Source organism: Eleftheria terrae, assembly GCF_030419005.1.
GTDB lineage: Bacteria > Pseudomonadota > Gammaproteobacteria > Burkholderiales > Burkholderiaceae_C > Caldimonas > Caldimonas terrae.
Genome location: NZ_CP106951.1, coordinates 2,932,327 through 2,956,212 on the forward strand (window position 1 = coordinate 2,932,327; position 23,886 = coordinate 2,956,212).

Below are 23,886 nucleotides of genomic sequence, written 5' to 3' on the forward strand. Positions count from 1 at the left end.
TGGTCGGTCTTCCAAGCGCTGTAGCGAAGGCGTTCCTTGGAGCAGTCGTATAGAGCAGCGACCTCTTCATGTAGGGGCGTCTTTGCTGCCAGTTCGCCAACCCGTTCAGCCGGTGTTCGGCCCTTCAGACTCCCATGCGAACGGCGCCAGTTGTACTCGAATTGCCATTCTTCGATAAGCTGGGCAATGCGTGGATCCTTGGTAAGCGTCGCCGGTCGACACCTTGACATCAGGCTGCCTGTAGTTCCTCGGTACCGCCGCGGATCAGCCGGCTCACCACGTTCCACGGCAGCAAGTCCGCCACTCGATCCACTCGATCCACGCGATGTTCGCCGATGTGTTCCAGCACATGCGCCAGGTACGCCTGCGGGTCCAGGCCATTCAGCTTGGCCGTTCCGATGAGACAATAAAACGTTGCCGACCGCTCGCCTCCTGCATCAGATCCGGCGAACAACCAGTTCTTCCTGCCAAGGGCCACCGCCCGGATCTCGCGTTCGGCGGCGTTGTTGTCGATTTCTACGCGCCCGTCCTCGGCGTAGCGCACGAGCGCAGGCCAGCGGCCCAGCGAGTAGCGAATGGCCCGGGCGAGTTCGGACTTCGACGAGGTGGCCGCCAGCACGCTGTCCATCCACCTTCGCAGTGCCTGTAGCTTCGGCACCGCCTGGTCCTGCCTCACCCGCCACCGCTCGTCGGGCGGCCGGCCGCGAACGTGCCGCTCGATCTCGTATAACTCGGCGATGCGCTGCAACGCCTCGTGGGCCTGCGGCGACTTCGTCGCCTGGTTCAGCTCGAAGAACTTGCGCCGGGCATGCGCCCAGCAGGCTGCCTCGACCACCCGGCCTTGCTCGTACAGCGCCTCGAAGCCCGTATAGCCGTCGGCCTGCAAGATGCCGGTGAACCGCTTCAGGTGTTCCTGTGGCCGCTCGCCCTTGCGGTCGGGCGAATACTGGAACCACACCGCCGGCGGCGCCTGGCTGCCCATCGGCCGCTCGTCTCGCACGTACGCCCACAGCCGCCCGGTCTTCGTGCGTCCCTTGCCGGGCGCGAGCACCGCCACCGGTGTGTCGTCGGCGTGCAGCTTCTCGGCGCTGAGCACGTACTGCTGCAGCGCGTCCATCAAGGGCTCCAGCAGGCGCGAGGCACCACCCACCCAGTCGGCCAGCGTCGAGCGCTCCAGCTCCACCCCCTCGCGGGCGTAGAGCTCGCTCTGGCGGTACAGGGGCAGGTGGTCGGCGAACTTGCTGACCAGCACGTGTGCCAGCAGGTTCGAGCCCGCCAGGCCACGCGCGATCGGGCGACTCGGCGCCGGCATCTGGATCAGGGTCTGGCACCGCGGGCACGAGTACTTCGGCCGCACATGCCGCACGACCTTGAAGCGCTGCCGCACCAGCTCCAGCACCTCGGCCACATCCTCGCCGACGTAGCGAAGCTTGCCGCCGCACTCGCTGCAGTTGCACGCCGGCTCATGACGTACCGTCTCGCGTGGCAAGTGCGGCGGCAGCGGCTTGCGTGCAGGGGGATGATGCGCAGGTGTGGACGCCGCCGTGTTCTGCGCCTCGCCGTCCGGCAGGGCGCTGCACCGGGTCTCGAGGTCTTCGACCAGCAACTCCAGCTGCTCGATGTGCTCCAGGCGCTCGGAACTCGCGCCGAACTTGTCGCGCTTGAGCCGGGCGACCTCCAGCTTGAGCTTCTCGACCAGCAGACGCTCCAGCAGCAGCTCACGCTCGCGTTGCGCGAGGCGGTCCTTGAGCGCTTCGTAGTCTTCGACGGAGATCGCGGCCACGGGCTGTACTGTGCCAACGGCCCGGTCCGCTCGCAACCGCGTTGACCGCCGGTTACCTCACACCGCCATCTCCGGCTGCCAGGTCCGTACGGGCATCCGCCAGTCGATGCCTTCCAGGAGCATCGACAGCTGTGCTGGGGTGAGCGATACGGCACCCGAGGTGGCCTGCGGCCAGACGAAGCGGCCACGCTCCAGGCGCTTGCTCAACAGCAGCAGGCCCTGGCCATCGAACCACAGCACCTTGAGCATGTCGCCGCGCTTGCCGCGGAAGACAATCACGTGGCCGGAGTACGGGTTGTTGGCCAGCGCGGTCTGCACCAGGGCCGCCAGGCCGTCGAAGCCCTTGCGCATGTCGGTGTGGCCGGCCGCGATCCACACCCGCGTGCTCGGCGGCAGGCCCAGCATCAGCCATGGACCTCGCTTACGGCCTTCAGCACCTCGCGCAGCGTGCCGGCGTCGACGTGAGCCGGCACGATGATGCGGACGCTCTGGATCCCGATCTCGATGGGCGAAGCTGTCGGAGCGACCGTCGGGCTCAGTGCCCGATCGCAGACGCTCACCGGTAGTAGCGCCGGTGGCAGCGCCTGCCTGCCCTCGGGTCGCTCCTTGCACCAGCGCCGCGCCAGGTTCGCGTTGACGCCGTACTTGAGCGCGACGCCCGAAAGCGAGGCGCCCGGTACCCGACAAGCATCGACCACCGTCTGCTTGAATTCCTCAGCATGCGGGCGTCGCTTACGAGGCGTGCTGGCTGCACTCTTGCCACTCTTGTTAGCGTCCACTATGTCCATAGTGGGAACTATCCAACGCCCTCGGGACATGGATCAATGTGCCCAGACCGGACGCATACGTTCAAGATGGAATGGCGGAACGCCTACCGGACCACGGCAGCAAGGACCTGTTCGCCCACTTCAAGGAAATCCGGGGCAACGCGAGGAACCGCATCCTCCTTCACGCTAGGCAGCCCGGGCACAGCGAGTTCACGCTTAGAGCGGCTAACAAAACTCTTCTGGCGTCGTTGCGCCGCCTTGCCGTACCGGTCGTACTGTCTGCGGCGGCGCGCCTAGCCAGAACCGCTGCGCTGAGTTTTGTTAGCCGCTCTTAATCCTTCATCTGCTGTTTTCGGCCAATGATTGCATAGGCCCGCAGCGCTTCTAAGCACGGCACGATTCCAACCAGGCTGCACCAGGCCCCGAAATTCGCAACGTCCATGCGGAAGGGCGAAGCGACTAGCCCCACCCCCAGCGCTAAGAGGCGGCCTTCTTCCACGAGTGTGAGCCACTCAAGGTACGTCTGGGGAAACTTTGGGTCCGACTGGCAAAGAAGGCTCAGTTGGCTGAATTCAGAAGCCGAAAGTTCGATGCCTGCAAAGTCCTTCTTCACTGCTACTCCCGGGTAAGCGCGCGATGGTACCCCGTCGCGGTGTTGATCCTGTGTTTCGTTCCATCGGCATCGGCGCTGCCCTTGCAGCGTGGCCACTTCCACATTCCGCGGGCAACCTGGCGCCTGGCCTCGGTGTTGGGCCAAGTTTCGGCGGGTCCTCTGCTGGAGTCGGCGCGTTCCCCTCAGGCCGAGCCGCCGTTTCAACTTGCAACTCGAGAATACGTGTGCGAGCTGCGTACCTCGTCCATGCGATACGGTCGATAGTTGGAGAGGAGATTCCCAACGATCAACCCTCCGATTCGGAGTGGAATGCTATAGGTGCGAGCGCAAATGCCTTCAATGCGGCCTTCGCGGAGCAACAAAGTATGGACCAGCTTCAATGCCGAAAGCATGCCTGACTTAGAATGACTCTCACAGAGAGTGAAAGGGCATGCGTCACAAGGCACTCGAGGCTGACTTGGCTCGAGACCGTAGCACCCTCCCGCGTTCCTCGCTGGTATCCAAGCGCTGTTCTCATCATCACCCGGAGCCCAGATGCTTCAGACATCCAGTCGACCGCGCGCGCCCGAAACCTCACGCACTGGCCACTTCGTCCGCTTTTATGACGAAGACGCATTCTTGCTCGAGGAGGTGGGCGAATTCCTTGAAAGCGCGCTGTGTGCCGGAGGCGTGGGGATTGTCATCGCGGCTGAAGAGCATTTGACTGTGCTGCAAAGGCGGCTCAGCGTCTTCAGGTGCGCCACGGGTCCGGACCAGCTCGGTCCGGGGCAATGGCTTGCCCTCGATGCCCAAGCCACATTGAATCGTTTCATGCAGCAAGGGTGGCCAGACGAAGCGCGGTTCCTTGAAAGCGTCGGCGCCTGCGTTGCACGGGCCGCGGCGATAGGCGCACCAGTGCACGCCTTTGGGGAAATGGTGGCCCTCCTCTGCGCACAAGGGAATTTCCAGGCGGCCATCCGTCTTGAGGAGCTCTGGAATGCCCTGGTGAAAAAGTATGAATTTCACCTCTTTTGTGCCTACCCGTTCCGCCTTTTCAATGATGCCGACCACATCGTCGCCTTCCAAAAAGTGTGTGGTGCCCACCATCATGTTTGCGCCAGCGAACAGCTTTCGCTGACCCGGGAACCGGCAGATTTGCATCGCCTCGTCGCAATGTGGCAACAAAGGGCGAACGCACTGGAAATCGAGGTCGCCCGACGCCAGGCAGCAGAGAAGGCGTTGCACCACCGTGAAAAGGAACTGGCCGACTTCGTCGAGAACGCAGCTGAGGGGCTGCACCGTGTCGCCGGCGACGGGACGATACTGTGGGCAAACCGTGCGGAACTCGAGATGCTGGGATACCACCGCGACGAGTACGTGGGTCACCACCTCTCCAAATTCCATGTCGACCCCGATGTGCTGAATTCGATCCTTGCGACACTCAACGCCGGGGGCACGCTGCGCGACCAACCGGCTCGATTGCGTTGCAAAGACGGCAGCATCAAGCAGGTGTTGATCCATTCCAATGCCTGCTTCGAGGACGGGAAGCTGGCCTATACCCGGTGCTTCACACGTGATGCCACCGACCGCGTCGCGCGCCAAGAAGCCGAAGCACGGCTGAGAAGGGTGCTGACCCATGCGCCGGTGGCTGCCGCGCTGCTTGTTGGCGCCGAGCACGTGTTCGGCTTGGCGAACGAGCGTTATTGCGAAATGGTGGGATGCGATGACCTTGTTGGCAAGACGCTGGCGGAGGCACTGCCGCAATGGGACCGGTCAGACCTTGGGCGGGAGCTGCATCGGGTGTACGTGACCGGCGAGCGGTTCTCAGCGGAGGAGTACCTCCTTGAACGGGGCACCGGCGAGGAGCGGTTCTTCAAGTTCAATCTAGAGCCACTCCGAGCGGACGACGGGACGGTGGATGGCGTGATCCTGATCGCCGTCGATGTCACCGAGCAGGTGGGCAATCGACGGCGGCTTGAACGCGCCTATGCAGAGCGTGAGCGGCTGCTTGCGGAGTTGCAGGAAGCCAGTCGCGCAAAGGATGAATTCCTGGCCATGCTTGGTCACGAGCTGCGCAACCCTCTCTCTCCTATCGTCACTGCGCTTCAGCTGATGCGCATGCGCGGCGACACCGGCACGAGCCGGGAGCAGGCGATCATTCAGCGCCAGCTCGATCATCTTGTCCGGCTAGTCGACGATCTCCTCGATATATCAAAAGTTGCGCGGGGGAAAATTGAGCTGAAGCAAGAGCGGGTGCGTATCTCGGACGTGCTGAACAAGGCCGTTGAGATGTCCAGCCCGCTGCTGGAGCAACGCGGCCACCGCCTGTCGGTGAGCATCGACGACCGGTTGTATGTCCAAGGCGATTCAGTACGGCTGGCCCAGGTGGTGTCCAACCTCATGACCAATGCTGCCCGCTATACGGACGTTGGAGGCGATATCCGCCTGAGTGCAAGCCGTTCGAGCGACGAGTCCGTGGTCATCAGCGTCAAAGACAATGGGCAAGGCATTTCGGCGGAGATGTTGCCGCGCATCTTTGACATCTTCTTTCAGGGCGCTCGAGACATCGCTCGCGTTGAAGGGGGACTGGGCATTGGCTTGGCGTTGGTGAAGAGTTTCGTGCTGCTGCATGGCGGCACTGTTTCCGCACAAAGTGAGGGGCCGGGACACGGGAGTGAGTTCACGATTCGGTTACCTATTGCCTTCGGAGAGGTGCCTGATAGCGCGAAGGAGGACCGTCCGGATAGTGAAATGCTCGTCCAGCCGTCTGGCTCCTGCGGTCTGCGCGTCCTGCTGGTGGACGACAATGTAGACGCGGCCGAATCGCTCGGGCATTTGCTGCGCGCGTACGGCCACGATGTTCGGATCGCGCATGACCCCGCGGAGGGATTGCGGCATATCGAGTCGTTCACGCCCGAGGTTGCAATCCTTGACATCGGTCTTCCTGCGATGGACGGTTATACGCTAGCAGCCCGGATGCGCGAGTACCGGGACCTTGCCGCATGCCGCTTTGTTGCTCTGACAGGCTATGGACAAGAGGTTGATCGAATTCGCAGCGAGGCTGCCGGCTTCGATCTCCACTTGGTCAAGCCAGTGCCGCCGCAGTTGGTGCTCGATTTCGTTCAACGCGATTGCTCCATGGCGTCAGAGCCGTAGACGTCTCGATGTCTGTGTCCCACCTTGGGTGTAGGCAGTAGGGGCCGATGCTCCAGCGCGCTCGTCCGTTTCCGATCACTGCGATCCCTCATCGGCTGACCGCGAAGGTGAACCGCCCCGGCTTTAGTGGAGGCTGGTTGGTTTAAGTGGTCACGCCGTCGCGGCCGATCGCTCGGCGAGTTGGCGGTGGTAGTTTGCCTCGGCCTCGGCCGGCGGAATGTAGCCCAGCGGTGCCATCAATCGATGATGGTTGAACCAGGCGACCCATTCGAGCGTGGCAAGCTCAACGGCTTCGCGGGTCTTCCAACTGCGCCGATGGATCACCTCGGCCTTGTGCAGCCCGTTGATGGTCTCGGCCAGGGCGTTGTCATAGCTGTCGCCCTTGCTGCCAACCGAGGGCTCGATTCCCGCCTCGGCAAGCCGCTCGGTGTAGCGGATGCTGACGTATTGCGAGCCCCTGTCCGAGTGGCAGATCAGCCCCTCTTCGGCTTCGGGCTGGCGGGCGTACAACGCCTGCTCCAGCGCATCCAGGACGAAGTCGGTGCGCATCGAGTGGTTCACGCGCCAGCCCACGATGCGCCGTGCGGAGACATCGACGACGAAGGCGACGTAGGCGAAGCCCTGCCAAGTCGACACGTAGGTGAAGTCGCTCACCCAAAGTTGGTTCGGCCGATCTGCCCGGAATACCCTGTTGACCTTATCCAGCGGGCACGGCGCCTTGGCATCGGGCACCGTCGTGCGAATGCCCTTGCCTCGGATCACGCCGCGAAGACCCAGCCTGCGCATCAGGCGCTCGACGGTGCAGCGCGCCACCTTCGTGCCTTGCCGGCCGAGCTGGCGCCAGACCTTATCCGCACCGTAGACCTGCCGGTTGGATTGCCAGACCTGTTCGATCTCCGGCATCAACTGCGCATCGCGCTGCATGCGTGCGCACCAGCGGCCCGGCTCGCGCCGGCGCGCCGCATGGCGTCGGTAACCCGACGGGGCGATCTGCAGCAGGTGGCAGATCGGCTCAACCCCGAAGTCACTCCGATGCGCATCGACGAACGCCTTCAAGACTTCGTGCGGCGGTCGAGCTCCGCCTGGGCGAAAAACGCGCTGGCCAGCTTCAGGATCTCGTTGGCCCGGCGCAGCTCCTTGACCTCGCGCTCCAGCTCCCTCACGTGCTGCGCCTCCGCTGTCGTAGTGCCCGCGCCCGTACCGGCATCTACCTCTGACTGCTTGACCCAATCCAGCAGCGTCTGCGGCACGCAGCCGATCTTCGGCGCGATCGATTCGACTGCGCGCCACAGCGACGGGTACTCCCCGCGTGCTTCATGCACCATCCGCACCGCGCGCTCGCGAACCTCAGGTGAGAACTTGTTCGACTTTTTCATGGCTCCATCTTCTCAAGAGTTGGAGCCTCCACAAATCCTGGGGCGATTCAGTCTGCCTCCTATGCTCAAAGGATAGGTCAGGCTTGTCTACCGGACCGGGAGCAGTCCAATACTGCGCGGGTGCCATGCGGTCAACGCTTCGCAGGAACCAAGCAGCGTCCACACATGAGCCGACGTCTTGCCGATGCACCACCGTCCTGGCTGCAATACCACGTCGTTGGCTTGAAGTTACATCGCCGCGTCATGGCTTGCGGTAGATCGACGGCGCCAGCAGCGTGAGACCGGTCGCGAGGTCACTAATGCTCTCCGAGTGCCCGATGCACAGGTGGCCGCCCGATGCCAACGCCGAGGTCACGCGCTGGACCACCTGGCGCTTGGTATCTCCGTTGAAATAGATCATCACGTTGCGCAGGAACACCAAATCAAAGCTGCCGAGCGAGGGCAAGGGTTCATTCAAGTTGATTTGCTGAAACTGAACCCGCTGGCGCAACTCGCGCCGGACCAGCAGCGTCCCCTCCTGCTCTCCGTGGCCCCGCAGACAGAAGCGCCGCAGGTATTCGGGGGGCGTCTGGCGTGCACGCTGTAGGTCGTAGTGCCCGGTTCGCGCCCGGTCCAGCACACGCTGGCTGATGTCGCTGCCCATCACCGACCAAGGCAGCGAGGGCATCAGGTCGGCGAGCACCATCGCAATGCTGTAGGCTTCTTCGCCAGTGGAGCTGGCCGCGCTCCAGACCGTCAGTGGTCGTGAGGCTGCGGCGGCGTCCTGCGCCAGCTGCCGCAGCAGCTGGAAGTGACGCGGCTCCCTGAAGAAGTAGGTCTCGTTAGTCGTGAGCAGGTCGACTGCGGTCTGCACTTCCTGCCGGTCCTGGCCGCACTGCAGCACCTCATAGTAGGCACCGAAGCTGGACAGGCCCCGTGCTTTCAGCCGCTTGCCCAGCCGACCAGCCACCAGCTGCTTCTTTGCAGCGGACATATGGATGCCGGCCGCGTTAAGGATGAAGCGCCGGAAACAGTCGAACTCGCTGTCGCTCAGAGTGGGATACACGCCATGCCTCCAGTCGCGGCTCAGAAGCTCGCGAACGACGCCTCGTCAGGGACCGCATGGCCGTTCATGCCTGCCCGTGCACGCACTTGCGCAGCCGGCGGCGACACTGGCGGTTGCGCTTTGCGCTTGATCGCTCCCGATTGGATCGGCTTGCTGAGCGCCGGCCCGCTCCTGCCGGCAATAGCCGGGCTGCCGACACGGAAGAACGCCATCGTCTGTTGCAGCTGTTGGGCCTGGCTGCTCATCTCCTCCGCTGTAGCGGCCAGTTCCTCGGAGCTGGACGCGTTCTGCTGCGTGGTCAGACTCAGCTGGCTCACGGCGGCGTTGATCTGGCTGACACCCGAGCTCTGCTCCTGGGAAGCAGCGGTGATCTCCTGCACCAAATCGCTGGTCTTACGGATGTTCGGCACGATCTCGTCGAGCAGGTGGCCGGCCTTCTCTGCCAGTTCCACACTGCTGGAAGCCACGGTGCCGATCTCCTGGGCGGCCACCTGACTGCGCTCGGCGAGCTTGCGCACTTCTGCGGCCACGACTGCGAAGCCCTTGCCATGCTCGCCAGCGCGGGCGGCCTCGATCGCCGCGTTCAGGGCCAGCAGATTGGTCTGGTAGGCGATGTCATCAATGATGCCGATCTTCTGCGCGATCTGCTTCATCGCCTGCACGGTGGCCTTGACCGCGTCGCCACCTTCGCCCGCCTCGCTGGCAGCCTTGGTTGCCATTCCGTCGGTGATCTTTGCGTTTTCGGTGTTCTGGGCGATGCTGGCCGTCATCTGTTCAATCGAGGCGCTGGTCTCCTCCACGCCAGCTGCCTGCTCGCTGGTCGCCTGTGACAGCGATTGCGCGGTCGCGCTCACCTCTTCGGAGGCACCTGCCAGCGCCTCAGCGCTGCCCGTCACATCGGTCACGACCTGCGACAGCCGGGCTACCGTGTCGTTCACGTGGCGCCTCATCTCACCAAAGGCGCCTTCGTAGTCCTTGTCGATCGTCTGCGTCAGGTCGCCCTCGGCCATCGCACCCATCACGCGGCGTACGTCGTTCAGGCTGTCGCCCACGGTGGACATCAGTCGGTTCACGCCATTGCCCATCTCATGCTGGAAGCCCTTGAGGCCTTGCGTGTCCACCCGGACGCTGAAGTCGCCGTGGTTGGCCGCTTCGATGGCACGGCGCTGGCCCTCGATCACCGTCAGCAGACGCTGGACCATCGCCTTCACTGCCGCCAGCATGCTGTCGTCGTTAGTAGTGGCGGTCTTTACTTCGACGTCGATCTTGCCGTCCGCCACCGCGCGTAGCACCTCTGCCGCATAGGCCGGCTCCCCCCCGAGCACCCGCAGCAGGCTGCGTGTAATGACCCAAGCTGCCGTGACGCCGATCAGCAGCGCCGCCACGCCAATCGCGATGATCAGCAGCGTGGCTTGCTTGTATGCTTCGGTGGCCGCCTGAGAGTCGGCCGTCATGTTGTTCTGCTGCAGCTTCACCAGTGCCTGCAGCGATTCTTCCAGCGCATTGTTCGCGGGCCACACCTCGTTGCGCATGTACTCGGCGGCTTTCACACGGTCGGCCTTGGCGTGAACGTAGAACGGGTCGTACTTCAAAGCCAGCGCCTGTCGACGTACGGTGACTTCTTTCAGCAGGGCCCGCCCCTCGTCGCTGCTGACCATACGCTCCAAGTTGGCCAGCCGCTCGTTGTTCTCCGTCAAGTTGGCATCGATGCGCTTCTTCAGGCCGTCGACCTCCGACTCGTTGGCCGCCAGCAAGATGGCGCGCATCCAGCGGCCGTTGTCGATCGTGTTTCGCGCGATCTCGTTGGCATCGAGCACCTTGGGGACGCGGTCGCCGACGACGAGTTCCAGGCTGTCATGGATGCTGGACATCTTTGCCATGCCGATGAGCGACATCGTGACGAGCAGGGCGATCAGGAGCCCGAATCCGATCGCGAGGCGAGTCGCGACTTTGAGATTGTTGAACATGGGAATATTGCCTTACAAGGTATACGGGGCGTCTCGCGGAACTGCGAGGCAGCGGTTAGTCAGTTCAGGAAGGGCCGGCCGTGACGGGGGGTGGCCTCTGCGAAGCTGTCGTCGTCAATGCGCAGCACCGCCTCGGCCTGCAGCAGGATGACGAACTTGCCGCGCACCTTGCCGATGCCGGCGATGTACTCGGTGTTGATGCGCGCGCCGAACGCGGGCGCCGGCTCGACGTCGGCCGGAGCGATCTCCAGCACCTCATTAACGACGTCGACGATGACACCGACGACTTGGCGCCCATCGTCGTGCTGCGTCTCAACAATCACGATGCAGGTGCGCTTGGTCACGGGGGAGGTGCCGCGGCCAAAGCGCGCCTGCAGGTCTATCACCGGCACCACGGCACCGCGCAGATTGATAACGCCGCGCACGCAGCCCGGCATCATTGGCACTGTCGTCAGGCCGTGGTACTCGATGATCTCCTTGATCGAGAGGATGCCGATGGCAAACGCTTCGCCATTGAGCATGAAGGTGAGGTACTGCGCCGGATCTAAGGACAACGGCGCTGCCATTGCCTCGGCGGGCACCGGGGCGAGTGCGGTATCCATGATTACTCCTTTAGGGTCGCCAGGTTCAGAACTGGGCGATACTTGCTTCGTCGCGATTGAGTGCCAGGGCCGCCGCAGCCGCTGCCCCTGGGCTGGCAGCCGCCACCACCTTGCCCATTGCTTGCCGAACCTTGGCTTTCAGCGGCCGCTTCGGCTCACTTGGCGTGCCAGCTCGTGCGGCCCCAAACTTGAAGAACGACACCACATGCTGCAGCTGCTGCGCCTGGTGGCGCATCTCCACAGCGGTGGCTGCCAGCTCCTCGGAACTGGACGCGTTCTGCTGCGTGGTCCGGCTGAGCTGGCTTATGGCAGCGTTGATTGGACGCACACCCGAGCTCTGCTCCTGCGAGGCCGCGATGATGTCCTGCACCAGCTCGCTGGTCTTGCGGATGTTCGGAACAATCTCGTCGAGCAGGCGGCCGGCCTTTTCGGCCAGATCCACGCTGCTCGAGGCGACCATTCCGATCTCCTGTGCCGCCACCTGGCTGCGCTCGGCCAACTTGCGCACTTCGGCGGCTACGACCGCGAAGCCCTTGCCATGCTGGCCAGCGCGGGCGGCCTTGCTCGCCGCGTTCTGGGCCAGCAGGCCAGTCTGGTAGGCGGTGTCATCAGTGATGCCGATCATCTGCGCGATCTGCTCCATCGCGTTGACCGCTTCCTTCACAGCTTCGCCAACTTCGCTGGCTCCGATTGAAGCCTTCTTTGCCATACCGTCGGCGAGTCTCGCGTTCTCGGTGTTCTGCGCGACTCTGGAAGTGATCTGCTCGATCGAGGCGCTGGATTCCTCTACGCCGGCGGCCGGCTCGCTAGTTGCCTGCGACAGCGACTGTGCGATCGCGCCTACTTCCTCGGAGGCGCTGGCGAGCGCCTCGGCACTGCTGGTTACGTCGCGGGCCACCTCGGTCAGACGGGCGACCATTTGGCACATGGCCTGTAGCAGTTGCCCGTTCTCGTCCTTGGTGGTGCACCCCAGTTGAACCGTGAGGTCGCCCTCAGCGATGCGGTTGGCCGCCTGCACCACCTGCGCTAGCGGTCGGCTAATGCTGCGGCTGATCAAGAAGGCCAGCCACACGCCGCCCACAAGCGCCGCAACCATCGTTCGGATCATCAGCGTGCGGCTCTGCTCGTACAGCGCCTGTGCCTCTTCGGCAGCCTGCCTGGCGCGCGCTTCCTTGAGTCTGACCAACTCCGCCACCATTCCGTCCAGCTGCTTGGCCTTGCTCAAGGCTGCCTGGGCCTGCCGGTCCAAGGCCTCGTCGGCTTCCTGAAGCCGGCGGGTGGAGGCGAGCGCCAGCAGCGCCTGTAGGTCTCGTTCGTACTGCGTCGCCTCGGTCGCGAACGCTTTGAGGATCAGCTGACCTTCTTTGCTCACAAGCAGGGGTGCCGCCTTCGCGAGGTAGTCCTTCATCGCAGCGAGGGCCTTTGTGACGGCGTCTTGGTGGCGCGCCCTGTCGTCGGTCGTCGCGGCGAGCATGTAGTTGGCGCGGGCGCGACCGACCGCGGTGAGTTCGACGTTTGCCTCCTTGACGAGCGAGAGGCCCAGCAGCTCGGTGTCGTACATGCGTTCGGCCTTGTCATTAATCTTGGCGGTAACGGTGATGCCGACCAAGCCGACGAGCGCACAAAATGCGGCCACGATGAGGAAGGCGGCGATTAGTCGAACGCTAATCTTGATGTCGCTGAGCATCAGTGTCCCTTGGTTGAATTGCCAGTCTTTCTGCCCAGAATGACAGTTTGCGTGCTCACGGCTCCAGACGGCTTGCACTCAGGCCGTGTTGCACTCGCGTTGTGTGTGGTTCATCAACGCCGGCACGTCGAGAATCAAGGCGACCTCTCCGCTCCCCAGGATGCTCGAGCCGCTGATGCCCACCACACGGGAGAACATGCGCGCCAGGGGTTTGATCACGGTCTGCGCTTCACCCAGCAGCGTGTCGACCACGATGCCGAATCGCTGGGAGGCGTGCTTGACAACGACGATGTTCTGCCTCGACGTCGGCTCATCCTCTATGCCGAACTGATCGCGGAGACGGATGAATGGCAGCACCTCGCCGCGCAGGTCGGTGAAATCGTGCCCGGTGTGAGTCACGTGCTCGATGCACTCGTCCACCATTTCCAACGGGAGCACGAACACCGATTTGCCCACCGCCACCTGGAAGCCGTTGATGATGGCTAGAGTCAGTGGCAGGCGCACGCGGATCGTGGTGCCCTGGCCAGGGCGGCTCTCAATATCCACACTGCCGCGAAGCGCCGCAATGTTGCGCTTGACCACGTCCATGCCGACGCCGCGGCCGGACAAGTTGGTGACCTGCTCGGCCGTCGAGAATCCCGGCTCGAAGATCAGCGCAAACACCTCGGCATCGCTCAGTGCCTTTCCCAGTTCCACCAGGCCGCGCTCCACACCCTTGGCGAGGATGCGCTCGCGGTTGAGCCCGCCCCCATCGTCCGACACTTCGATCACGATCGAGCCGGATTCGTGGTACGCGTTCAGCCGCACTGTGCCGCGCGGTGGCTTACCACGTGCTGTTCGCAGCTCCGGTGTGTCGATGCCATGGTCCACCGCATTGCGCACTAGGTGAGTCAACGGATCACCAATCTTCTCGACCACTGTCTTGTCGAGTTCCGTGTCTTCGCCGCTGATCTCCAGAGCGATGTCCTTCCCTAGCTCACGCGCCGCGTCATGCACTACGCGCTGGAAGCGACTGAAGGTGGCACCGATCTTGACCATGCGAAGCTTCAGCGCGCTGTCCCGCAGTCCCTCAATCAGCGTGGTGAGCGTCGCGTTGCATTCCTGAACCTCGGCGCTCGCGCTTCGGCGCGACAGCATGTTGGCAGTGGCTGCAGCGATGATCAGCTCGCCGACTTGGTCGATCAGCTGGTCAAGCTTTGCAGCATCAACACGCACCGTCTGCGTCTCCAGTGCCCTGGACTCCTTGACCTGTCGCTGCTTGGACAGTGCCGCGTGTACCACATGCGCCGGCGCCGAGCCCTGTCCTACCAGGATTTCGCCTAGTGGCGCGCGATCGCCGACCGTTCGAGCCTGCGCCTGCAAGGCTGCCTGTAGCTCATGCTCGGTGATCGATCCGCACTGCACCAGCAGCTCGCCTAGCCGTGCGGGCTTCTCGGGCAGTTGGTCAATGAGGTCCAGGTATGCCTGTACCTGGCTGTGCGGCGGCACGATACGCAGTTCGCAATCATCTAGCACGAACTCGAAGGCGGACTCGATCAGCTTCTTGTCGGCGTTTGGGCTGCTGAAGGCGATCTCGAAGCCGAGGTAGCAGCTTTCGGGATCGAGCTCTTCGCTTTCGGGCATCGCGTCGGCGATCGGAGCAACCGCTTCCACGCAACCCAGCGTACCGAGGTACCGGATGAACGGCATCGGATCCAGCCCGTGGCGTAGCACGTCGGGCTTGAAGCGCAAGGAGATGTGCCAGTGATTACGCAGCCCTCCAACTGAGGCCGCCAGGGCACGCGCGTCCCCATGTGCTGTTGGATTCGTCTCGCTTCTCAGCTGCTGCAGCAGTTCGTGGCAGGCCGCCTGGTGATGCGCGTGGACGGCTGCATTGGTATCGCCCACCGCATCCACCAGCGCCCGGGTCTGGTCGGCGCACTGCAGCAACACCGAGACCAGGTCATCTGTCATCGATCGCCTGCCGTCGCGCGTCTCGTCGAGCACGCCTTCGACCACATGCGTGAAGGCCACGATGTCGTCCAAACCGAACAATCCAGCCGAACCCTTGATCGTGTGCACTGCGCGGAAGATTGCGTTGAGCGCCTCGCCGCACTCGCGCGCGTCGGGACGGAGTAACTGCTGCTCCATGTCATCTAGCAGCTCGCGGCTTTCCGCGATGAAGGTGGGCAATGCCTGGTTGATGTCCATCACACCGCCTCCGAGACGCCGATGCCGAACATGGCCGCCATGCCGACCGTACGCAGCGCCTCGCGAACGACCTGGCTGTGTGCAACAAGGCGCAGCTCGCGCTCCATCGCGACAACCTTGCGCTTTAGCGCCAGCAGCAGCTGGATGCCGGCGGTATCAATCTCGGTCACTTCCGCAAGGTCCAACTCCACCACCGGTGCTTCATGCGACCAGCCCAGCAGGTGCTGCTTGAGTGCGGCAGCGCGGTAGATCGTGAGTTCGCCCTCCACTCGCAAGGCTGCTGGCGTGGTGGACGTCGAAGCCAGCGCGGAAACAGGACTCGAATCAGCATTCATTTCATTGCCCCTCCCTTTACGCGGCCACCAGCTTCTGCACCACCGCCAGCAAGTGCTCCGGTCGGAACGGCTTGGTCACCCAGGCCTTGGCGCCAGCGTCACGGCCTTGTTGCTTCTTGTCTTCCGCCGATTCGGTCGTGAGCATCACCACAGGCGTGAACTTGTAGGCCGGCAGCTGGCGCATTGCCTTCAGGAAGCTGATGCCATCCATATTGGGCATGTTCACGTCGCTGACGATGAGGTGTATGCGCTGGCCGCTGAGTTTGGATAGCGCCGCCCGGCCGTCGCTGCCTTCGAGTACGTCATATCCGGCGCCCTTGAGCGCGATGCTGACGACCTGCCGCAGCGAAGCGGAGTCGTCGACGATCATGATGGTCTTGGACAAGGTGTTTCCTCTTTAGAAGAAGGTCACTTCTTCGACCGGTTTCGCTGCGGAGCTGCCGTCGTGCAGTGCGCGTTCGTCGGCCATCGCGTAGCTGCTATGCAAGGCGGCCAGCAGCGATGAGGCATCGAGCGGAAGCAACGCTCGCGCCGCATGGCAGCGTCGGGTATGGGTGTTCATCTCGTGCGGCAGCTGGTCGATGCTCGCCGCCACATGCGACAAAATTTGGCTCACGCGGTCCTGGAACTGCAGTTGCACGAGCGCCTCGCCCACCTCGGCCCGGATGGCCGCACTCTCGTGTTGTAGCTGGTCGCGCGACTGCAACACCGCATTGACCGCCGTTTGGAGTCGGTCAAGCACCGAGGCGATGGCGTCGCGAGACATGTCAATGCGCTCGCCGTCCCGCTGCGCGGTCGATTCGGCCTTTTGGCGGGCACGGACGATCGCAGTAGTCACGCTTTCGACCTGCGCCGCGATACGGCAACCGGTGTGGCCCGATTCGGCCGACAGCTTGCGCACCTCCTGCGCCAGCACTGCGAAGGCACGACCGTGTTCGCCGGCCCGGGCAGCAGCGATTGCGGCGTTGGTGGCCAGCAGGTTGGTCTGCTGGGCGATCAGTGCCACGTCGGTCGCCATCTTGCCCAGTTCGCCAATGAAATGCTCCAGCGCGTGCACTTCCTTGACCAGCTCGGCCTTGCCCTCGGTGATGACCTGCAAGGACGAGACGACCTCCCCTAGCGAGCTGTCGGCCTCGTGGAAGATGCCCACCAGTTGCGGGCCGCCCGCGGCACTGACCGCTTGCGCGTCCAGCGCATGCCCCAGCCGTCCGACAATGCCGCCAAAGCGCTGGCTCAAGCGGTCGATCGCGGATTCAGTCTGCGTGCGCGCACTGTCGACTTGGGCTGTCCACACGGGCCCCAACTGCGCGGCGAAGCGGCTCAAGGACTCGGCATGCGAGCGCTGTGACAGCTGTGCTGCGGCAATGAACTTCAGCGGTGCGCGGGGTGCCAGCCCACCAACCGCCATCAGCGCCACGCCCAGCAGGCCGAACAGCACACCCTCGGCCCCACTGCCCAGAAGGCTGGCTGCAGCGACGATACCCAAGGCAGCTGGTGTATACGCCGCTGTTCGCTGTTTTGTTGGAACGAAGGTCATCTTCTTGTTCGGAGGGTGGTTGGGGCTGCGAGCCGGGTTGGCTCGCGAGGCCTAGTGCGGTTTTCGGCGTAAGCCCGCCCTTGTTGACCCCTGCGCGCCAGGTCTAGAAATATCCGAGGAAAATTGCCGTAACGCGCCGCGAGCTACCAGGAGGAGTTGGCGAGATGACATAACCCAACAGCCTGCTGGCGCCGATTTGGCCGCTGTGAGCTCCGTGGCAGACGTCCGCGTGCTGTTCGGTTTTCCCCGCGTCGGATAGCCGTGCACAGACTCCTGTGGTCAGCAACCGGGGCGACGGCTCGCAGGGCAACCATGACTAAGAGCGGCTAACAAAACTCTTCTGGCGTCGTTGCGCCGCCTTGCCGTACCGGTCGTACTGTCTGCGGCGGCGCGCCTAGCCAGAACCGCTGCGCTGAGTTTTGTTAGCCGCTCTAAGGATGGCGCGCATCAAGCCGCCAGTGACCGGCAAGAACACCAAGAGGAGACCCCCTGGATTCCTGCCCAAGTGGGCGCTAGGTCGCTGCTCTACGCAGGACGAACATCGGCAGATCCTAGCCAGCCCGAGCTGATGCAGGCGCATACCGCGGCAGTGCGCAGGGCACCCGCCTCGGAGGGAAGGCGGCTGCACGGCGGTCAATCCGTGTCGTACCGGGCGCTCTGTTCACCGAATGGCTTCGTCGGGTCCCTGCACGCCCATCGCAAAGCCTTCGCGACCCATTGAAAGTTCTACGAGCCACGCGCACTGGTAAGGTAGGCGTGTGGGCCAACATGCGGACAACCGTAGCTAGTGTGTCTGACGTGTCTGGTAGGGCCCGTGTACGGGTATGACGCAGCTTCACGACGGCATGAAGGCTTCGCGATTTTCCGCCAATGCGCAAATCGCCCCATCAGGCCCGGGAATCATCAAGAGCGCTGGCACGGTGGTGCCGAAGAGACGGTGGATCCTTATGCGAAGCGGCCGGCGCAGGGAATACGGCCGCTTCGTCCTCGCCAGGACACGCATAGGTGAGAACAATTGCAGCGGCGCATGCTACTCGCACGGTGGCATTGAGACTGCAATGGACCAGGAAGCTGTGGACGAAGACGCGGCCTAAACATTTCGGTGATTGGCTAGATCGTCCTTCTCTGTTGCAAAAGATGCTGCACACATTTTGCATCTGCATCTGCTTCAGCTTTGCCGTTCACGGATGCCGTCTAGCTGCGGTGCGCCGATCCATAGGCATCGGACTGCACCGGGCCGCAGCTGGCCGGCTACGTCGCCTTCAGTACCGCTCGCACGGGAGATTGAACGCTGGCGGTCCTTACGAGCCCGTGAGCACGGGCACGCTTGCTCCGCGAACCCATGCACCGGAAGGCTGCCAGCCTCATGGTCCCTAAGGGCTCTCACCAAATTGAAGTTGGTTATACCGCGGCGCCAATCAGTGCTACGCACCTAGGTTGCGTTTGAGCCGCTCTGGACACCAGGCCGGGCAATTCTGCTTCCCTGGGGAGCCAAGGCTGCGGTGGACTGGTTCTCAGCACGTCCTAGAACCCGTCAGGACGTTGCATAGCGCCAATCATGGCCACCTTCGTAGAATGCGCCTCGGCTCACCTTGTGCCATTTCTGCGTCGCCTCACTGCGAAAGCAAACCGCCTTTCCGAAGCGAGCGCTTTATCGTAATACAGGTCGTTTAGTCGTTTCGATATGCATCATTCCGTGCAGCTGACGAGCCAACCTTGCGTTGACGAGTATGAGGACATCTTCGTCGGGAGTGGCGAGATGGCGACCTTGATGAGGCAACACGACTGGGCGTCAACCAGCTTAGGGCCGCCGTCGAACTGGCCGCACGCGCTGAAAGTGGCGGTTCGGTTGCTGCTCACCTCCAAGTTCGAGATGTGGCTGGGGTGGGGGCCGGACATCGCCTTCCTGTACAACGATGCGTACCGTCCGACGCTTGGGGACAAACACCCCGACTCGCTCGCCAAGCCGACCCGTGTTCTTTGGTCCGAGATATGGGCTGAGGTGGAGCCCAGATTGCGGCTTGTCTACGAGAAAGGCGAGGCGACTTGGGACCGGGGTCTGCAACTCATCCTGAACCGGCACGGCTATCCTGAGGAAACCTACCACACGTTCTCCTACAGTCCCCTGCTCGGCGACACCGGGACGGTGGAGGGTGTCTTTTGCGCCGTCACCGAGGAGACGGAGCGAGTCATCAGTGAGCGCCGACTTGCGTCTCTTCAAGGGCTGGCTTCCGGCCTTGCAAATGCGGAGACCACCTCGGCGGTCTTCGACGCGGTAGGGCTCGCGCTCGAGCAGAACCAGCGGGACATGCCGTTCTGCGTCATCTACCTTTTCGACGGAGCGAGGCACGCTCGCCTTGCTTGCACCGCCGGATTGCATCGTGACCACCCTCATGCGCCCGCATACGTTGCGTTGGACCAAGCGGTCACATGGGACCTCCGAAGCGTCTGGGACGGCGTCGCAACAACGCTCCTGGATCTATCGTGCCTCCAGGACATTCCCTGTGGCGAGTGGATGCGGCCCCCGAGCACAGCAGCGCTCATTCCGCTGCTGGGCCAGGGAACTGAGCGGCCGCTGGGTGCCATGGTCGTCGGGCTGAATCCGTTTCGGCCTGCTGACAAAGACTACCTCTCCTTTCTCGACCTGTTCGCCGGCCAGATCGCCTCGCGCTTGGCAAGCGTGCAGGTATACGAAGCGGAGCGCCAGCGGTCCGCGGCACTGGCGGAGGCATTGCGGATGCGTCAGGAGGCAGCTGACGCGCTGCGCCAAGCAAACGCCCGCCTGACGTCGGAAATTGAGCAACGGACGCAAGAGCGCGACCGGCTGCGATCGCTGTTTCAGCAGGCGCCGAGCTTCATGTGCCTGCTGCGCGGCGAGCGTCACGTCTTTGAGCTGGTCAACGATGCATATCTGCAGTTGGTTGGGCATCGTGACCTGATCGGGCGCAGCGTGCGCGAGGCGCTCCCGGAAGTCGAAGGTCAGGGGTTTTTTGAGTTGCTGGACAACGTCTATCAGACAGGCCAGCCGTTCACGGGCCGCAACCTCGGCGTGCAACTGCAGAGAGATCCTCGCGGCGTGCTGGAGCAGCGCTATATCCACCTCGTTTACCAGCCAATCCTGAGGGCCGATGGTACGGTCGACGGCATCTTCGTCGATGGATACGACGTGACTCACCAGAAGCACGCAGAGGAAGCGCTGCATGCCCTGAACGGAACGCTGGAGCAGCGCGTCGCTCAGCGTACGCAGGAATTGGCGGATGCGTTGGACCGGCTGCAACGGGAGTCTACTGAACGGGAGGCCGCGCAGCGGGCTCTGCGCCAAGCGCAGAAGATGGAGGCGCTAGGCAAGCTGACAGGCGGCGTGGCCCACGACTTCAACAACCTTCTACAGGTCGTGAGCGGCAATCTCCAACTGCTCGCTGGTGAATTGCAAGGGAAGGATCGGGCGCTGCAACGCGTTCAGAATGCGCTTTCCGGCGTGGAACGAGGGGCGAAGCTGGCGTCGCAGTTGCTCGCATTCGGTCGCCGGCAGCCGCTCGAGCCGAAGGTTGTCAACATCGGACGCTTCGTCAGGTCCATGGACGACATGTTACGGCGAGCAATCGGTGAGGAGGTCGAAGTTGAAACGGTCATCGCCGGAGGTCTCTGGAACACGCTTGTTGATGCAGGTCAGACCGAGAACGCGATTCTCAACCTTGCCATCAACGCCCGCGATGCGATGAACGGTCGAGGCCGCCTCACGATCGAAGCAAGCAACGCGATGCTGGATGACGAGTACGCGCGACTGCACGGAGATGAAGACATTCACCCGGGGCAGTACGTCCTGCTGGCAGTGTCTGACACGGGCGAGGGCATTCCGCCGCATCTCATCGATCGTGTTTTCGAGCCGTTTTTCAGCACCAAGCCCGAGGGACAGGGCACCGGGCTGGGCCTTTCAATGGTCTATGGCTTCGTCAAGCAATCGGGCGGGCATATCAAGATTTACAGCGAACTCGGAGAGGGCACGACTGTCAAGATCTACCTTCCGCGCGCCATTGAGGCTGAGGATGTGGTAGCCGATACCGCTCCTGCCCCCGTGCGAGGCGGGAGCGAGACCGTCTTGGTGGTCGAGGATGACGAAGCTGTGCGAGACACGGCTGTCGCGCTTCTCGCTGATCTAGGCTACGTTGTGCTGAAGGCCAAGGATGCATCCAGCGCGCTCACGGTCATCGACAGTGGCGTGCCGATCGACCTGCTTTTCACCGACGTCGTCATGCCGGGTCCCCTCCGAAGTCCAGAGTTGGCACGCAAGGCGCGCGAGCGCTTGCCCAATATCAGCGTGCTGTTCACTTCCGGCTACACCGAAAATTCGATCGTTCACGGCGGGCGGCTGGACCCCGGCGTGGAACTGCTGTCTAAGCCGTACACCCGCGAAGCGCTGGCTCGCAAGGTTCGGCACGTGCTTGGTAATGATGCGCAACGTCGCTCGGCAGCAGCGCAGAGCGCCTCCTTCGCCGCAACGCGCATACTCTCGGAAGGAGCGCGGTGGTCAACACCAAGCGGCGCGACCGTGCTGTTCGTTGAGGACGATTGTCTGATCCGCGACACCACGACTGAGCTGCTGCGGCATGAGGGCTACCGTGTGCTCAACGCCGCGGACGCCGGGACGGCCCTGCGCAAGCTGTCGGAGCACCGCGTCGATGTCCTGCTGGCAGATGTCGGCCTGCCAGGGACTTCTGGCACTGCGCTCGCACAGCAAGCGCGGCAGCAACAACCGGACATCGCCATCGTGTTTGCGACGGGGGACTACGCCGCAAGCTGGAGCGAAGGGTTAGGCGGTGCGGTGTTGCTGATGAAACCCTACGAGGCATCCGAGTTGTACGAGGCGGTTCGGAAGGCACTCCAAGTTCGGCTGAACTGTCCTAGTCGAGACTTGATCTGACAGACAAGCCGTCAAGCGACGGCCGTATCGGTGTGAGGTGTCTGCTTGATCTGATCCAGCTGTTTATCGTACGCCAGCGTTGCACTCTCGATAAAGGTCTGCAGCGGCGTTTTACCGTAGCAGTACTTGCCCGAGTGCGTCCGCTCGGCGTTGTAGCTCTGCATCCACTCGTCAACGTCCACCTGCAGTTCGTCCAGCGAGTTGTACAGCTTGCGCCGGAAGGCGCTGGCGTAGAACTCGTTCTGGATGGTCTGATGGAAGCGCTCGCAGATCCCGTTGGTCTGAGGCCTCTTCGTGCGCGTGCGCGTGTGCTCGATGTTCTCCAGGTCCAGATACAGCGCGAACTCGTGCGTCTCCCGGTTGCCGCAGTACTCGCTGCCACGGTCGGTCAGGATGCGCAGCAGCGGCACCCCGTGGTCCTCGAAGAACGGCAGCACCCGGTCGTTGAGCATATCCGCCGCCGTGATCGCATGCTTGCGGTCGTAGAGTTTGACGAACGCGAGCTTGCTGTACGTGTCGATGAAGGTCTGCTGGTAGATGCGCCCTACGCCTTTGAGATTGCCCACGTAGTAGGTGTCCTGCGAGCCGAGGTAGCCCGGGTGCTCGGTCTCGATCTCGCCGTGCGCTTCCTTCTCCTGCTTGGCCTTCTCCAGCGCACGGACCTGATCCTCTGTGAGAATCACGCCCTCCTGCGCCACCTTGGCCGACAGCGCCTTCAGGCGCAGTTGGAAGCGTAAGCTCCCCTGTCAAGCAGACAGTTGAATACTGAAGTTTGCGGCGGTTGTGGTCGTCAAACGTGGCATGAACTGGCGTGGCGGAATGCCGCCCAGCGAGTCATGCGGTCGGTACTCGTTGTACTGCGTTATCCACTCCTCGGTGATCGCCTTGACTTGTTCAATCGAGCTGAACAGGTAGGCGTCGAGCACCTCGGTGCGGTAGGTCTTGTTGAATCGTTCGATGTACGCGTTCTGGTTCGGCTCGCCGGGCTCGATGTAGTTCAGCGCGATGCCGTTGCGCTGCGCCCATTTCACGAAGTCATGGCTGGTCATCTCCGGGCCGTTGTCCATGCGGATTGACTTCGGCGGTCCGTACCACTCGATCAACCGATCCAGCGTCCTGATCAGCAGCGTCGAAGGGATGGACTGCGACACCTCGATGGCCAGCGCTTCGCGGTTGGCCTCGTCGATCACGTTGAGCGTGCGGAACCGCCGTCCGTCGTACAGCACGTCGTGCATGAAGTCCAGCGCCCAGCCGTCGTTGACAAAGCCGGTGGCCGCCAGCGGGACCGGAACTCGTTTGGGGATGCGTTTTCTCGTGCGCCGCGGGATGTTCAGCCCCAGCTCGCAGTACACGCGCCAGACCCGCTTGTGGTTCCATGGCCGGCCATCCAGGCGCAGCCGGTCGAAGCACTTCCAGAACCCCCAGCGGCCGTTCTTCTCCACCACGCCGTTGAGCGCGTCGATGACCTCGGCATCCTTCTCCTGGGGTAGTACCGGCGTCTTGTAGTACGCCGCCCGCGACAAGCCTGCAACCGTGCAGGCTCGCGCAATCGACAAGCGATGCTCGGTCACCATGACCTGCACCACCTGCCGCTTCGCGGACGGCGTCAGAACTTTTTTGACAGCACGTCCTTGATGGCCGCGTTCTCCAACGCCAGGTCCGCGTACATGCGCTTCAGCCGCGAGTTCTCGGCTTCGAGTTCGCGCATGCGCGTCAGGTCCGATACCGTGGCCCCAGCGTACTTGCTCTTCCACGCGTAGTACGTCGCCGCGCTGATGCCGTGCTTGCGGCACACCTCGGCCACCAGCATTCCGGCTTCCCCTTCCTTCAAGATCGCCACGATCTGGCTCTCGCTGAACTTGCTCTTCCTCATTCGGCCTCTTCCTTCCTATGACGCCGCATTCTCCAAAAATCGGTTGTCTACTCAC

General features: G+C 63.0%; 16 protein-coding genes, 1 pseudogene and 1 other annotated feature. Of the genes and pseudogenes, 2 read left to right on the plus strand and 15 right to left on the minus strand.

What is annotated here, in order from left to right:
• Positions 1-229: 229 nt before the first annotated feature.
• The 4 genes from tnpC to N7L95_RS12960 all read right to left on the minus strand — a co-directional run bounded on the left by tnpC (position 230) and on the right by N7L95_RS12960 (position 3,163).
• Positions 230-1,783 carry an IS66 family transposase gene (tnpC, locus tag N7L95_RS12945; RefSeq protein ID WP_435870018.1) on the minus strand — a complete coding sequence of 518 codons (1,554 nt, stop codon included), beginning with the start codon at positions 1,781-1,783 and terminating at the stop codon, positions 230-232.
• 57 nt (positions 1,784-1,840) lie between these two features.
• Positions 1,841-2,188, minus strand: coding sequence for an IS66 family insertion sequence element accessory protein TnpB (tnpB, locus tag N7L95_RS12950; protein ID WP_301255662.1), 348 nt, complete (start codon positions 2,186-2,188; stop codon positions 1,841-1,843).
• On the minus strand, positions 2,188-2,571 hold the full coding sequence (locus tag N7L95_RS12955; protein WP_301255663.1) for a transposase: 384 nt from the start codon (positions 2,569-2,571) through the stop codon (positions 2,188-2,190). The genes tnpB and N7L95_RS12955 overlap by 1 nt, the downstream gene beginning before the upstream one ends.
• A 310-nt stretch (positions 2,572-2,881) precedes the next feature.
• Positions 2,882-3,163, minus strand: a complete 282-nt coding sequence (locus N7L95_RS12960; RefSeq protein ID WP_301255664.1) for a hypothetical protein — start codon at positions 3,161-3,163, stop codon at positions 2,882-2,884.
• Between the two features lie 534 nt (positions 3,164-3,697).
• Between N7L95_RS12960 and N7L95_RS12965 the strand changes: the two genes are divergently transcribed.
• Positions 3,698-6,298, plus strand: coding sequence for an ATP-binding protein (locus N7L95_RS12965; protein ID WP_301255665.1), 2,601 nt, complete (start codon positions 3,698-3,700; stop codon positions 6,296-6,298).
• A 150-nt stretch (positions 6,299-6,448) separates the two neighbouring features.
• On the opposite strand, the gene N7L95_RS12970 is transcribed toward N7L95_RS12965, so the two are convergent.
• The 9 genes from N7L95_RS12970 to N7L95_RS13010 all read right to left on the minus strand — a co-directional run bounded on the left by N7L95_RS12970 (position 6,449) and on the right by N7L95_RS13010 (position 17,037).
• Positions 6,449-7,674 (minus strand): IS3 family transposase gene (locus N7L95_RS12970; RefSeq protein WP_301255666.1). Its coding sequence is split into 2 segments (ribosomal slippage): positions 6,449-7,386 and positions 7,386-7,674, totalling 1,227 coding nucleotides; the frame shifts between segments, so codons are not numbered across the junction.
• Positions 7,280-7,396, minus strand: a sequence feature (AL1L pseudoknot). Its footprint overlaps the gene before it by 117 nt.
• A gap of 241 nt (positions 7,675-7,915) precedes the next feature.
• Positions 7,916-8,719 carry a CheR family methyltransferase gene (locus N7L95_RS12975; RefSeq protein WP_301255667.1) on the minus strand — a complete coding sequence of 268 codons (804 nt, stop codon included), beginning with the start codon at positions 8,717-8,719 and terminating at the stop codon, positions 7,916-7,918.
• 20 nt (positions 8,720-8,739) lie between these two features.
• Complete coding sequence (locus N7L95_RS12980; protein ID WP_301255668.1) at positions 8,740-10,686, minus strand: HAMP domain-containing methyl-accepting chemotaxis protein; 1,947 nt, start codon at positions 10,684-10,686, stop codon at positions 8,740-8,742.
• A gap of 59 nt (positions 10,687-10,745) precedes the next feature.
• A complete protein-coding gene (locus N7L95_RS12985) occupies positions 10,746-11,288 on the minus strand; it encodes a chemotaxis protein CheW (protein ID WP_301255669.1) in 543 nt (180 codons plus the stop codon).
• A 25-nt stretch (positions 11,289-11,313) separates the two neighbouring features.
• A complete protein-coding gene (locus N7L95_RS12990; RefSeq protein WP_301255670.1) occupies positions 11,314-12,975 on the minus strand; it encodes a methyl-accepting chemotaxis protein in 1,662 nt (553 codons plus the stop codon).
• A gap of 78 nt (positions 12,976-13,053) precedes the next feature.
• Complete coding sequence (locus N7L95_RS12995; RefSeq protein ID WP_301255671.1) at positions 13,054-15,165, minus strand: chemotaxis protein CheA; 2,112 nt, start codon at positions 15,163-15,165, stop codon at positions 13,054-13,056.
• Positions 15,165-15,500 (minus strand): STAS domain-containing protein, encoded by a 336-nt coding sequence (locus tag N7L95_RS13000; protein WP_301255672.1) that lies wholly within the window; start codon positions 15,498-15,500, stop codon positions 15,165-15,167. Before N7L95_RS13000 ends, N7L95_RS12995 begins: the two co-directional genes overlap by 1 nt.
• 16 nt (positions 15,501-15,516) lie before the next feature.
• Positions 15,517-15,885 carry a response regulator gene (locus N7L95_RS13005; RefSeq protein ID WP_301255673.1) on the minus strand — a complete coding sequence of 123 codons (369 nt, stop codon included), beginning with the start codon at positions 15,883-15,885 and terminating at the stop codon, positions 15,517-15,519.
• Positions 15,886-15,897: 12 nt separating this feature from the next.
• Entirely contained in the window at positions 15,898-17,037 is a 1,140-nt protein-coding gene (locus tag N7L95_RS13010) for a methyl-accepting chemotaxis protein (RefSeq protein WP_301255674.1), read from the minus strand.
• Positions 17,038-18,733: 1,696 nt separating this feature from the next.
• On the opposite strand from N7L95_RS13010, the gene N7L95_RS29600 reads away from it, so the two are divergent.
• The gene (locus tag N7L95_RS29600) at positions 18,734-21,958 is read left to right on the plus strand and encodes a hybrid sensor histidine kinase/response regulator (protein ID WP_435870019.1); all 3,225 of its coding nucleotides are present in this window, start codon (positions 18,734-18,736) and stop codon (positions 21,956-21,958) included.
• Between the two features lie 11 nt (positions 21,959-21,969).
• On the opposite strand, the pseudogene N7L95_RS13025 reads toward N7L95_RS29600, so the two are convergent.
• Both N7L95_RS13025 and N7L95_RS13030 read right to left on the minus strand, forming a co-directional pair.
• Positions 21,970-22,689 (minus strand): annotated as a pseudogene (locus N7L95_RS13025) (integrase core domain-containing protein); the annotation flags it as partial.
• 15 nt (positions 22,690-22,704) lie between these two features.
• Positions 22,705-23,831 (minus strand): IS3 family transposase gene (locus tag N7L95_RS13030; protein ID WP_435870020.1). Its coding sequence is split into 2 segments (ribosomal slippage): positions 22,705-23,570 and positions 23,570-23,831, totalling 1,128 coding nucleotides; the frame shifts between segments, so codons are not numbered across the junction.
• Between the last annotated feature and the right edge of the window lie 55 nt (positions 23,832-23,886).

What these genes read in the sequence shown, in the direction of transcription:
- tnpB (WP_301255662.1), bottom strand. Translation starts at nt 2,188, where the DNA reads ATGCTGGGCCTGCCGCCGAGCACGCGGGTGTGGATCGCGGCCGGCCAC.
- N7L95_RS12955 (WP_301255663.1), bottom strand. Translation starts at nt 2,571, where the DNA reads ATGGACATAGTGGACGCTAACAAGAGTGGCAAGAGTGCAGCCAGCACG.
- N7L95_RS12965 (WP_301255665.1), top strand. Translation starts at nt 3,698, where the DNA reads ATGCTTCAGACATCCAGTCGACCGCGCGCGCCCGAAACCTCACGCACT.
- N7L95_RS12980 (WP_301255668.1), bottom strand. Translation starts at nt 10,686, where the DNA reads ATGTTCAACAATCTCAAAGTCGCGACTCGCCTCGCGATCGGATTCGGG.
- N7L95_RS12985 (WP_301255669.1), bottom strand. Translation starts at nt 11,288, where the DNA reads ATGGATACCGCACTCGCCCCGGTGCCCGCCGAGGCAATGGCAGCGCCG.
- N7L95_RS12990 (WP_301255670.1), bottom strand. Translation starts at nt 12,975, where the DNA reads ATGCTCAGCGACATCAAGATTAGCGTTCGACTAATCGCCGCCTTCCTC.
- N7L95_RS12995 (WP_301255671.1), bottom strand. Translation starts at nt 15,165, where the DNA reads ATGGACATCAACCAGGCATTGCCCACCTTCATCGCGGAAAGCCGCGAG.
- N7L95_RS13000 (WP_301255672.1), bottom strand. Translation starts at nt 15,500, where the DNA reads ATGAATGCTGATTCGAGTCCTGTTTCCGCGCTGGCTTCGACGTCCACC.
- N7L95_RS13010 (WP_301255674.1), bottom strand. Translation starts at nt 17,037, where the DNA reads ATGACCTTCGTTCCAACAAAACAGCGAACAGCGGCGTATACACCAGCT.